Here is a 12,456-nt window from a genome sequence, read left to right as displayed (position 1 = left end):
TTGGGTATGCGTTTTTATTTTTTGTTCTTCATTTTTTGTTCTTTTCAGCTGAATGCTGAGCCATCTCAGGGGCAGCAGCGCGATGTTTATCGTAGTGTTGAGCTGACACCGTTTGTTAATGCTAATTATGTTTCGCAAGCCATGGCGGATAAAAAACAGCGCTTAATGATTCAGCCTGAACCTATCCAGTTTCAGGCACGGCTTATGTCTAAGCCAAAAACGGGTCAGTTTTCTCTAGCTTACGATGCTTTGCAATTATGGCAGGGAGAAGATGAGCTGCCACTTATAGATCATAGTGCATTTGTCGGTTTGAAAGATGGTCCTGTATTAGGTGTTTATGTGACGCATGAAGCGGCCAAAATGCTGCAGCTGCTAGATTTGGATACCCCTGCAAAGTTCTATGCCATGCATATCTATAACTACTCCAATGGGCCGCGATTAGTCATTGTTGCAGCAGAAAATATAGTAGATAAGTAATTCAGTCTAACTGTTGAGAATGCGTTTGATGTCAGTGTTGCAAAAGTTTTTAAAGCGAAAATCTCCTAGCGACGATGATGATTATCTAAATGAGTTGCCTCTAGATGAGCATGATTTAGTTAATCCTTTTGAACCAGGCGTCACGGATCGAAAAGGTGTTTCTGATGAGGCTTCATATTTATTAACGACGAATGATAATGCTTCTGGTCATAGTAAGATTGTAGATCCTGAGCTTGTTGCAGCAGAGCAAAAAGAAAGTCGCATTAAATCCCTTATAAGTGGGATTCGTTTACCTACTCCTGGCGCTAGTTATAATCTTTTAGCCTTTCAGGCTGGCAGTTTTGGATTACGTGGTGTTTTAATTCGTAATGCTCGTCATGGGGCATTACTTGGCCCAGCAGCAGAATCTAATAATGTCGATTTTACCCGTGCCATAGCAGAAGTCGTTGAACAGCTTAAACAGCATCATAAGCGACTTCCCAAGCAAGCTATCTTAGTTACCCCTAGTGTTATTTCCTCAATTGTTGAACTTCCTGTTAGTCCATTGCGCCCTCGTTCTGATGATGAAATGCGCGAGCTTATTCGTTGGGAGCTGGAAGGAACCTTAACTCAGCAAAATAAGCACTGGTTAATCGGATCAATGCTGGTAGAGCGAGGTTATTTAACAGCTTCCCAGCGAGATGAGTTAGTAGAAGAACTTCAAATTAGGCAAAGTCAGGGTGGGCAGGATGGTCTCCTTCGCTTTGGCGATTTGGCCGTGCAACTCAATTACATTACCCATGAGCAATTAGAAGAGTGTTTTGTCCTGCAAGGTAAGCTTATCGCAGTTGATGATGATCTAGCTTATGGTTGGCAGGCTGAAGAGCCACAGTTTACGCAAGGTTTAAGCGATGAAGCGCTGTTAAGCAAAGACGATGATGGCGATAGCGCTCATAAATGGTTAGTGAGTGGTATGAGCAAGTCCGTTCGTCGTCGTTGGGTTGGAGCCTTTAACCTTAATGGGATTAAGTTGCAGGCTTTTTATCCTGCTGTAGGTAGTAGTTTTGCGATGATTACTCAGCGTTGCAACGATCCCCAGCAAGCTTTATTGGAAATTCATCAAGAACAGCTGGCGTTTATAACTGGTGGCCCAAGTGCGGTAAATGAAATTCGTGTAGAAGAGCGTCAATATGGTGAGGTGCGTCAGGATGAAATTCAGCGTTTATTGGGTGTTCTTCCAGCTGATCTACATAAACTCTATGTCAATTTTCAGGGTAAAGAGAAAGATGAAATTCTTTTTGCTTTATCCAATAGCACAGCCTTAGACGTAGAAACCTTAAATTTTGAAGGTTTGGATATTCCGAAGCCTGAGCATTTATATAATGAGGCTCTTTTAGGTCTAGCTGGCGCTGCAGAGCACTTTTTAAATCATGTTGCAAAAGCGAGATTAAGTTGGATTCCAGCAAGAGATGCCGAAGTCTCTTTCTTAAAAACGTTACTATCACCGAAAGTTCTCAAAATATCAGCTGCTGTAGCTATAGCTCTTTTGATGGCCGGTTTTCTAGGTTGGATGCACTGGAATATGTGGCAGCACCAAGAGCGCTTAGTACAGTTGAATGAACGTTTTGAAACGGATAGTAAACTTAAACAGCAATTTGCTGGCATCGTTTCAGAGCAGGGGCTGCTAAAGCAAAAAATTCTAGAAGCTACAGATGAAGTGGCTTTGAATGCAGAGTTGTTAATTCTTTTGGGGAAAGATCTGCCTAGAGATAAAAGCCTGATCAATATTCTTTTGAAGTCACTTATTTTAGTGACTCCTGAAGGCGTCAGTATCCAAAGTATTGCTCAGTCTGAAGGTTTGTTAATGATTGCTGCCTTGGCTCATCGAGATACACAAGGGCAGGAATTTGTCAGTGCGCTAAATAAAGTAATGGTTCCTCTTGAATATCAAGTTTTTAGTTCTGATGTTTCTCAGAATGAGGAATCAGGTGAGAGTGACTATGCGCCTTATCAAGTGAATATTACTCTGCGTCAGAAAGTAAGTGCTTATGAAGTGGAGGATAAGAAATGAATTGGTTGAAGGAAAAGTACCTCAATCTATCCAGTAAAGAGCGAAAACAAGTTCTTGTGCTGGTCATATTCTCTCTGCTGGCTGGGTATTTGTTTTATGCGGCTCAAACCTGGCAGGAGATGTTTCATACGGAAAAAATGGCGAACCGAAAAGCTGATCGGATAGAAAAGCGTATAGGAGAGTTTAAGGCTCCAGAATTGGAAGAGGGGATCAGTGAACAGGTTTTATCTAAGTTAGAGGAGCAGCTTCAAAAACAGGAAGCATCTCTAAAAGGTTATGCCAACTCATTAATGCCGATTGGAGATGCAACGGCCCGTGAAGCGCTTAAATTAGAACTTACCCAACTGGCATATGCCAATCAACTTCGGGTGGCTCGAATGAAAGCGAGTGAGCTTAAACCTAGTGTCAATGTTACTCAATTGGCTGGTGAGCAGCTACGAAATTACTTGCAAGAACGCCCTGTATTCAAGCTGGTTTTAAGTGGACAGTTTTTAAATTTAGTTGGTTTTGTCGATGGGCTTAATCAATTGAAATATCAAGTCTATGTGAGTGATCTCAATGTTGAATTGCTCAATGATCAAAACAGTTTGTTGAAAGTTGAACTGGAATTGAGGATTTAAGGCGTTTTATGAGCAGTCTTAAGCAAATTCAACGGTTAATGGATGACTGTGTCAGCCTTGAAGCATCCGACCTTCATATCTCTGTGGGCCTTCCTGCAACCTATCGGATTCATGGGCGAATTACGCGTAATGATGAAGAGCCGTATTCATCAGAATTAGTGGATGAGATGGCTTATGCATTGATGAGCGATTCCCAGCGCGAGCAATTTCACAACGATCAAACATTAGATATGGGTTGTAGTACAGAGGCTGGGCATCGTTTTAGGGTGAACGCCTACCGAGAGCAAGGTAATACCGCTTTAGCTATTCGTTTTTTGGATGGTGGTCTGAAAACAACCCGAGAGCTTGGTTTACCTCCACAAATGGATTATCTGGCTGAGTTAAAAAGTGGTTTAGTACTTGTTTGTGGTGCGACTGGTTCGGGCAAATCAACGACCCTGACAGCTATTCTAAACAGCATCAATGAGAATCAAGCTAAGCATATTCTAACTGTAGAAGATCCGGTGGAGTTTGTTCACCAAAATAAGCAATCTATTGTCCACCAGCGTGAGCTTTATACGGATGTACCTGACTTTGCCAGCGCTGTTAAAGCAGCGCTGCGAGAAGATCCAGATGTCATCATGGTCGGCGAGATGCGAGACCTTGAAACTATGCGAACAGCGCTAACAGCTGCTGAAACTGGCCATCTAGTATTTTCAACATTGCATACTAATGATGCGGTTGGGGTTGTCGAACGTTTAATTGGTAGTTTTCCTGGTAATGAGCAAGGCGTCGCGCGTCAACGTATAGCCCAAGCTTTAAAAGCTGTAGTAGCTCAAAATTTAGTGCCTACCGCTAATGGCAAAGGCCGTGCGGTTGTTGCGGAAATCCTGATGGTAAATACTGCAGTAGCCAACCTTATTGAATCGGCCAAATCAAAGCAGATTTATTCTGTGATGGAGAGTAGTACTCGGCAGGGGATGCAGACTTTAGATCAGGCACTTGCGCGCTTGGTTTCGGCTAAGAAAATTACTCTCGAATCGGGCCGGAGCTTATGTAGAGATATCGGCTCGTTTGAACGTATGTTGGGTGGTCAATAATGGCCGCACAAGAAAACAGTTTACTTAATGCCGGTACTCAGGCGGGTTTAATCGACCCGATAATGCTACCGGAACTTAAAAGCAGTGCCCGTCGATCAGGGACCGACTTGATCGAGTTGTTGTGCAGAACAAGTCGTTATCCAAAAGCGGCACTTTATCAGGCTTTAGCCGATAGCCGTTCATTACCCTTTCTGGATCGCGAAGCGATCAATATAGATACGAACTTACTCAATCCATTTAACGCTGAAACATTGCTTCGACGCATGTTTGCTCCGGTTAAATACCAAGGTGAGCTATTTGTTCTGTTGTCTGACCCTGATGACCGTATGGGGTTGGATACAGTTCAGCGGATTTTGGGTAAGCGTGCTACACCAGCGTTAGCTGATCCAATGTTAATCGAATCCATTATTCGTAAGCATTTTAATGTTTATGAAATGAGTGCTAATGCCGTCACAATTATTGATGACATTATGAAGGAAGCGTACATTCGATCCGCTACAGATCTTCATTTTGAGCCTCAAGAGACAGGTATGCTTTTGCGTATGCGTGTTGATGGCAAGATGCAAAGTTATGAAAGACCAATTAGTAAAGAGCTTTCTGAATCGCTAATGTCTCGTATTAAGGTGCTAGCGGGTTTAGATATTGCTGAGCAGAACATGGCTCAAGATGGTGGGTTCAGTTATAAAATTCAGGATTGGTTTGAGGTTGATGAGGTTGAACTTCGTGTAGCAACAATCCCTAGCCGTTGGGGTGAAAAGGCGACCTTAAGGGTTTTAGGTCAAAGTACGGCAGGCCAAACTTTATCTGATTTAGGTATGCCTGATCATATCCTCACTTCGATGAAGCAGGCTTTAGCTAAGCCTCACGGCATTATTCTGGTAACGGGGCCTACGGGTAGCGGTAAAAGTACCACGCTTTATGCATCCCTCCGTGAACTGGATGCTTCGCAGCTTAATATCCTAACGGTTGAAGACCCTATTGAGCAGGTTGTCGAAGGTACGACACAGGTTCAGGTATCCGAAAAAGTTAGCTTTTCTAAAGCGTTACGATCTTTCTTACGTCACGACCCTGATGTGATGTTAGTAGGTGAAATTCGAGATAACGAAACGGCAGAGACCGCGGTTCGCGCAGCAATGACTGGACATATGGTGCTGTCCACCTTACATACCAATAGCGCCGTCGCCACGGTAAACCGCCTTATTGATATAGGGTGTCCTCGTTACCTCATTTCTTCAACGCTCGCTGGGGTATTAGCTCAGCGATTGTTACGTCGTTTATGTTCTCACTGTAAAGAGGCTTATCAGCCTGATCAGAGAGAGCGTGAGATTCTTCAGTTGTCTCAGAGTGAAGATATTACTCTGTATCGCAACCATGGATGCCCTCAGTGCACCGGTAGTGGTTACCGGGGACGTGTAGGTATTTATGAAACCTTATGGATTGATAAAGAGATAGAGCTATTGATCCATTCGGGTTCTGAAGATGAACAGATAGCAGAAGCCGCTGCGGGTGCAGGTCTGCTTAGTACTCTCTGGCAAGACGCCAGAGATAAAGTGCTAGAAGGCACAACAAGCCTTCAAGAAGCAATGCATCTGTATTAGGAGAAACTATCTGATGAAGTTCAGCTATAAAGCGTTGGACCCTCAGGGACGTGAGCGTCAAGGCACTGTTGAAGCGAATAGTGCTGCAGACGCAACCGCACAATTACGGTCACGCTCCTTACATGTCCTAAAGCTTGATGCGGGAGGCCAGGCTTTCAGCTTGATTGCCTTTATCGCAAAGATTTTTAGTTACATCTCAATTAAACGCTATACCAGCGCCAGTGCTGCGGACCAAGTGATTTTTTTCCGTCAGCTATCTCTAATGCTGCGCTCGGGTAATACCTTAATGCAGGGCTTAGAGCTCTGTTCGGAAATGACCGAAAAGGTTCAACTTCGCAATAGTTTGATCAATATTCTAGTGGCGATTCAGGGCGGTAGTAGCTTTGCTAATGCGATTGAAAAGCAGGGCAGTAAATTCCCGCCAATCGTGGCCAAGTTGATCGCTTCCGGTGAAGCTTCGGGTGAATTACAAATGACATTGGAGCGTTTGGCCGACTCGCTTGAGCGAAGCGCCGCATTGAAGCGACAGTTTGTTTCTAGTTTGATCTACCCAGTTTTGGTTGTGACCGCTGCGATAGGTGTAACGTTATTCTTAGCCCTAAGCATAGTGCCTAAGTTTGCAACGATGCTCGAGGGCAAATCGCAGCAATTACCTGCGGCAACTCAAGTCATGATGGATGTCTCTGCTTGGTTAATCGATTATGGCTTTTACCTTGGTGTAACGGTGGGTGTGGTTATCTTCGCGATTTTAGTGGCTTACACGACGAAGGTCGGGAAAGCAGTAATTGATCGTGTATTGATCAACCTTCCTCTGATCGGTAATTCGATTAAAACCTCAGGTATGGCGCAGATGGGCTGGACCATGTCCATGCTGCTAAGCAGTGGCTTAACCGTACTCGAATCTCTTAGAGTGGTGAGTTCTGTTGTAAGTAACGACCGCTTATCACTTTGTTTCTCTCATGCCAGTGATGAAATTCTGGCAGGTCGAAGTTTGGCTGTAGGCCTTAACCAACGAAATATTCCTATGATGGTTCAGCACATGGCCGGGATTGGTGAGCGTAGTGGTGAACTAGAGCATGTTATGTTGGAACTAGGGCGCTACTACCAAGATCAGGCTGAAGCTCGAATTAAACGGATGATCGCAATGATCGAGCCTGCAATGACATTGGTTGTGGGCGGTCTAGTCGGAGGTGTGTATTACGCCTTTTTTACAGCGATGATGCAGGTTTCTGCGGGTTAAAGTCGGGAGATAAATTATGCAATTTGATTTAACAAAGTACGACGTTAGCGCAGATAACCTGATTTTTGCGGCTAATGAATCGGATGCGGATAGGTTTGAACAAGGTACAGATACTTATAATGATCAAACAGCACCGTCTTACCTCAATGGTTTGTTGTTGGATGCGGTACGAGAAGGTGCTTCGGATATTCACTTTGAGCCTTACGAAGAAAAGCTACGTATTCGTGTACGTGTCGATGGAGTAATGCGTGAACTAACCTCTATGCCTCGTGGTTTTGGTAACTTGCTGACGATACGTCTAAAAGTTATTTCTGGTTTAGATATCGCGGAACATCGAGGCACTCAAAGTGGCCGTTTCCGTATGATGATCACAGATAAAGTGGGTTTAGATTTCCGTTGTTCAGTTACGCCGACACTCTACGGTGAAACCATCGTTTTGCGTATGCTTTATCTGCCAGAAGAGCTGCTGAATTTAGATCATTTAGGTATGGATCAAAGTCAGATTCAATTGGCTCAGCAAGCAACCAAAAAACAGCAGGGTATGATTTTAATTACAGGGCCTACAGGTAGCGGTAAAACTGTATCTTTATATACCTTGCTAAAACAGTTAAACAGCCAGCAGCGCAATATTTACACCATCGAAGACCCGATCGAGATTAATCTGCCAGGGGTTAATCAGATCAATGTCAGCCAGAAGCAGGGTATAACCTTTGCCAATGTGGCTCGTACGATTCTTCGCCAAGATCCTGATGTCATCATGCTAGGTGAAATGCGCGATCACGAAACGATCGACTCAGCCATTAAAGCTGCGCATACCGGTCACCTTGTTTTATCTACACTTCACGCAACCTCAGCGCCTAAAGTTATATCGCGCTTGCGTAATATGGGTGTAGATCCATACAACATCGCTTCGACTGTGAGCTTGATCATCAGTCAGCGTTTACTGCGTAAGCTTGATCCTGCAACGCGTGAACGTGCAGAGGTTCCTAAAGACCGTTTATTAGCAATCGGTTTTAAGGACGATGAACTACAAGGATTAGAACTTTATCGAGCTAAAGCCGCAGAGGGGAACCCTACAGGGTATAAAGGACGAATCGGTATCTTCGAGGTTTTACCTGTGACCCATACATTATCGCGTTTCATTGCAGGAGGGGCTACTGACGCAGATGTTGAAGCCTATGCTGATGCTAATGGTATTGCCGACCTCCGTCGTTCTGCACTGGACAAGCTCAAAGCAGGTTTAACGGATATAGATGAAGTAGAGCGCGTCCTTGGTTTAGTTGAACAAGCGGAAACTGAGCTGCTCAATATCCCAGAAATTTTACAGCGCAATCAGAGTCAATCTGAAACTATGGAGGAGGTTGTGTAATGTCTAATCAACATAATTTCCCTGATAAGAGAAACCAACAGGGTTTTACCCTCATTGAACTGCTGGTGGTTGTCTCTGTATTAGCTGCTATGGCGGGTATCGCGGCTGTGGCTATGGATGGTTACGAACAGGATGCCCAAGAGCAGTTGGTTCAAACTGAAATGAAGCGTATTGCTTCGGCGATTTATCGGTTTAAAGAGGATACGGGGTATTTTCCGAAAGAGGGCCTTTTCAGTGCAGACTCTCTATATGGTGTATCGACTTCAAGTACTGAAAAAGGTGATTATGAAAATTCGTTAATTAATTTTATTTGGTTATTTCAATCACCAACACAACTAGATACTGATTTCGATGGTGATATTGATAGTGATGATGTTACTGGAGGGGTTGAACGGTTGGCTTGGAATGTAAACTCCTCACGCGGTTGGAATGGGCCATATCTAGAGCTTTCATCGCAAAATTATGTGGTGAGTAATTCTACTATTTGTGGTTTGTCGGAATCGAATTTTGATACAGGTTTTGATGGTAATGGCGCCGTTGGCCTAACAGATACTTTTGAACGTAATACTTCAGGTAGTGAATCTTGTGCTGCTGTTAAAAATTCGGGTGAATGGGTAAGACGTGAATTTTCCGGGCAAGCATATCGATATGATATTGATTATGAGAATGATGCATTAGACCAATGTTCGGAAGATTCTACTGATGATAATGGCTGTATTGTTTTGGCTAGTGCGGGTGTCGATAGTCAGTATGGCACTGAGGATGATTTAGTTTCAGTTTTAAGGGCGAAAAAATGAAAAATGTTGTAAATAAACAGCATGGTTTTACCCTGCTGGAATTAGTCGTTGTTGTTGCTGTGATGGGGTTGATTGCTTCTTTAGCAACTGAGTTTGTAGTACAGGATAGTAATCAGGAGCGATACAACTCAACAAGAACTAAAGTTAAATCTATTAGAGATGCAATAGTTGGGCAACCAAACCTCTCTTCTAATGGCGAGGTACAGGTCTCTGGGTTTATAGCTGATACGGGGCGACTACCGAATAGCTTATTAGAATTATTGATGGGTGAGTATTGTCCCGATCCTCAAAAGTTACACGATCAAGCCGCTTGTGGGGCATCATGGGAGGTAATAGAGGGTTGGAAGGGGCCTTATTTGGTTGATTACCATTTAGTCGAGGGAGCTTTTGATCAAGGAACTTCTACAACATCTGATGATGTAGAAGTTCAATACCCAGTGTATCGTGATGCGTGGGGGAACACGTCACAGGCTTGGTCAGAAGCTACAGACTCTTCTGATACTAAGTTGGAAGAAGATATACGTAATTCGGGATGGCGGTTTAATGTTGATTCTGGGGATATTAGTGTAATAAGCGCAGGCCTTGATAATATGCGAAATCCTGCAAGTTATTCCTCTACTATCACAGCTAATGCTAGCCAACAGAGCGCTTATGCTAATCAAATTGATTTTGAAAAAGACTACCCTAATGCCATATATGTCGGCACAAGTGCTCCATATACAATGGTTGAAAGTGTATTAGTTCACAAATATATGTATGAATCTGCCTTATCGAATATCACAGTGAATTTGAACGTCCAAAATACGGGAACTGCGCCTAGCGTGGAGCTCTGCGCTAGATCTACTAGGAATGGAAATAGTTCAGATACTACTTCATCCTCATTTAGTACAACTATTTCGGGGTCAGGCACGTTGTCGGTAGATTTCCCTGCCGCAATGCATGGAAGTTATGTCGTAGATGTTTTTAGCCCTGGTGCTAATTGTAACGATCCAATAGAGCTTACTGATTCTGAAAAGTTGAGTAATATTCAAGTGGTATTGGCTTCTAGGTCTTCGGTTAGTCCATTGGAGTTTAACTATGTTATTGAGGTGAACCCGTAGTGTTACAGTTAATCATTTTTCTTCGATAACTGATGTTGTTTGGTTGTAGATAGCTGTGTTGCTTTAACAGTGCGTAACCTAATGTAGCTATCCCCGCCATAATCAGCACCAAACTACTTTGAAAGATAAACGCCAAGCTATATGCGTATCCCGTGTATAGCTTGGTCATAAGTGTAAGCGCTTTTAACGTGGTTATCCCTGTCATAAATCCAACTCTTATTTTTATTGATGCAGAGCAGTATAGACAGCAAAAAACGCATAAGGGGAAACGATTCTCATTTGTAAATTAGATAAAATTTTATTAAAATTCGCGCCTTTATTTATGAGTTGTAATATCTGTCTTTATTCACTATTTCATAAACATCATTAAATAGTGTTTCTTTGTATCTTTTGACAGTCGTGTAAGCTCGAACAGTAAGAATGGTTTCTGGCCCAGCATCAAAGGGTGATGTGGTGTTAGTTGCTTTCCTACTTCCTGAAGTTGTATTTGCTTATCAGCGCTCGTGGAGAGTGTGATTAGTGGTGCTCCTTCATTAAGCAGGCCTGAGTAATCAGGTCGTTGGAAAAATACTAATGCACATTAAAACTGGAGCCATCCATGACTTCCTCTGTTATCTCAGAACCGTCTGAGCATAATAAAAAATCGCCAAGCCTAGTGTTAAAAGCAGGTTTAGGTGTTCTTGCCGTTAGCCTAGGTGTACTGGGATATACCGTATATGAATCTAAGATTAAGCCTCTCTCTGGTTATGGTGATGATTGGGCAGCCTTAGATTACTTAAAAGATAAAGATCCCAAAGCGCTGTCCGGTGGTGATCTAACTCACTTTATGTTCGGTGATGTTTCTTTTGTGTCTGAAGCGCAAAATTTACCTTGGCAGTTGCAAGCCACGTTTGATGATGGCGATGGTGTATTTGAACGTCCTTTCACGCCCGCAATAGCGTCTGGCTATCGTGCCGATGCTGATGGCGTTGGTCCTCTATTTAACCAATCCTCTTGTGAAGGCTGTCATATTGCTGATGGTCGTGCCGCACCTCCAATGGATCTTAGTAAGCCTATGGAAGGTCTACTGTTTCGTGTTTCTGTGCCGGGCAAAGGGGAACATGGTGGCCCTAAACCTCATCCAGTATATGGAGGTCAGCTTGCGGATAACTCTATCCCTAGTCATCAGCCTGAGATCTCTCTAGATATTGCCTATGAAGAGATTGTTGGTTATTACGGTGATGGCAGTGAGTACCGTCTTTTAAAGCCTATCTATAGCTTCCCCGAACAGAACTACGGTCCGTTAGGTGATGATGCGATGATCTCGCCGCGTATAGCACCATTCATGATCGGCATGGGGTTGATTGATGCGATAACTGATGAATCCATCTTGGAGTATGCGGATCCTGAAGATAAAGACGGTGATGGTATTTCCGGTAAGGTGAACAACGTGTGGAGTGTTGAGTTCAACAAACACATGATTGGTAAATATGGTTGGAAAGCTGAGACCCCAACGCTGAATCAGCAGGGTATGGATGCTGCTGTGAATGATATGGGTGTCACCAATCCATTATTCCCTGTAGAGACTTGCACTAGCTCTCAAGCGGAGTGTAAAGCTGCAAGATCGGGAACTACTGATGCGCCATATGAAATGACCGAACAGCAAATGAATGCTGTGACAACGTATCTTGAGTTCCTTGGCGTTCCTGGTCGTGATTACCTTGATAACCCGGACGTGATTCGTGGGGAAAAGCTATTCAAAGATACCGGTTGTGAATCCTGTCACCGCGAGACCTTTGTAACAGGTACAGAACAACGTCAGCGTCGTTTACATAATCAGACGATTCATCCTTACTCGGACTTCCTTCTTCATGATATGGGGCCGGATCTAGCTGACCATCGTCCATCATTTGATGCGGATGGTTACGAGTGGCGCACACCACCATTGTGGGGCATTGGTATGGTTGAGACTGTAAACGGTCATACCCGCTTTATGCATGATGGACGTGCGCGTAACTTGGAAGAAGCAATTCTTTGGCATGGTGGCGAAGCTGAACAGTCGAAACAAGATTTCACTAAGCTTGCACAAGCTGACCGTGAAGCGATCGTGAAATTCCTAAAATCCCTATAAAGACTCACCGCCTGCT

11 protein-coding genes are annotated in these 12,456 nt (G+C 43.6%); 10 read left to right on the top strand and 1 reads right to left on the bottom strand.

Annotation, left to right across the window (positions count from 1 at the left end; genetic code table 11):
* Positions 1-6: 6 nt before the first annotated feature.
* Genes ACMXYN_RS13820 through ACMXYN_RS13780 form a run of 9 tightly spaced genes read left to right on the top strand, consistent with a single transcriptional unit; the run spans position 7 to position 10,330 of the window.
* Positions 7-477, top strand: a complete 471-nt coding sequence (locus ACMXYN_RS13820) for a hypothetical protein (RefSeq protein ID WP_415892332.1) — start codon at positions 7-9, stop codon at positions 475-477.
* 28 nt (positions 478-505) lie between these two features.
* A complete protein-coding gene (locus ACMXYN_RS13815) occupies positions 506-2,527 on the top strand; it encodes a hypothetical protein (protein WP_415892331.1) in 2,022 nt (673 codons plus the stop codon).
* Complete coding sequence (locus tag ACMXYN_RS13810) at positions 2,524-3,147, top strand: hypothetical protein (RefSeq protein WP_415892330.1); 624 nt, start codon at positions 2,524-2,526, stop codon at positions 3,145-3,147. Before ACMXYN_RS13815 ends, ACMXYN_RS13810 begins: the two co-directional genes overlap by 4 nt.
* A gap of 8 nt (positions 3,148-3,155) precedes the next feature.
* On the top strand, positions 3,156-4,226 hold the full coding sequence (locus ACMXYN_RS13805; protein ID WP_415892329.1) for a type IV pilus twitching motility protein PilT: 1,071 nt from the start codon (positions 3,156-3,158) through the stop codon (positions 4,224-4,226).
* Positions 4,226-5,824, top strand: coding sequence for a GspE/PulE family protein (locus ACMXYN_RS13800; RefSeq protein ID WP_415892328.1), 1,599 nt, complete (start codon positions 4,226-4,228; stop codon positions 5,822-5,824). Before ACMXYN_RS13805 ends, ACMXYN_RS13800 begins: the two co-directional genes overlap by 1 nt.
* A 13-nt stretch (positions 5,825-5,837) precedes the next feature.
* A complete protein-coding gene (locus ACMXYN_RS13795) occupies positions 5,838-7,064 on the top strand; it encodes a type II secretion system F family protein (protein WP_415892327.1) in 1,227 nt (408 codons plus the stop codon).
* Between the two features lie 16 nt (positions 7,065-7,080).
* A complete protein-coding gene (locus ACMXYN_RS13790) occupies positions 7,081-8,433 on the top strand; it encodes a GspE/PulE family protein (RefSeq protein ID WP_415892326.1) in 1,353 nt (450 codons plus the stop codon).
* Positions 8,433-9,230, top strand: coding sequence for a type II secretion system protein (locus tag ACMXYN_RS13785; RefSeq protein ID WP_415892325.1), 798 nt, complete (start codon positions 8,433-8,435; stop codon positions 9,228-9,230). The genes ACMXYN_RS13790 and ACMXYN_RS13785 overlap by 1 nt, the downstream gene beginning before the upstream one ends.
* Positions 9,227-10,330, top strand: coding sequence for a prepilin-type N-terminal cleavage/methylation domain-containing protein (locus ACMXYN_RS13780; RefSeq protein WP_415892324.1), 1,104 nt, complete (start codon positions 9,227-9,229; stop codon positions 10,328-10,330). The genes ACMXYN_RS13785 and ACMXYN_RS13780 overlap by 4 nt, the downstream gene beginning before the upstream one ends.
* On the opposite strand, the gene ACMXYN_RS13775 is transcribed toward ACMXYN_RS13780, so the two are convergent.
* Positions 10,311-10,535, bottom strand: a complete 225-nt coding sequence (locus ACMXYN_RS13775; protein WP_415892323.1) for a hypothetical protein — start codon at positions 10,533-10,535, stop codon at positions 10,311-10,313. The two genes, ACMXYN_RS13780 and ACMXYN_RS13775, sit on opposite strands and share 20 nt — an antisense overlap.
* 393 nt (positions 10,536-10,928) lie before the next feature.
* On the opposite strand from ACMXYN_RS13775, the gene ACMXYN_RS13770 reads away from it, so the two are divergent.
* The gene (locus ACMXYN_RS13770; protein ID WP_415892322.1) at positions 10,929-12,440 is read left to right on the top strand and encodes a di-heme oxidoredictase family protein; all 1,512 of its coding nucleotides are present in this window, start codon (positions 10,929-10,931) and stop codon (positions 12,438-12,440) included.
* Positions 12,441-12,456 lie beyond the last annotated feature (16 nt).

This window comes from Neptuniibacter sp. PT8_73, assembly GCF_047778045.1.
In the GTDB taxonomy this organism is placed as follows: domain Bacteria; phylum Pseudomonadota; class Gammaproteobacteria; order Pseudomonadales; family Balneatricaceae; genus Neptuniibacter.
Note: the sequence above shows the minus strand (reverse complement) of the source record. Positions and strands in the feature narration are given on the sequence as shown.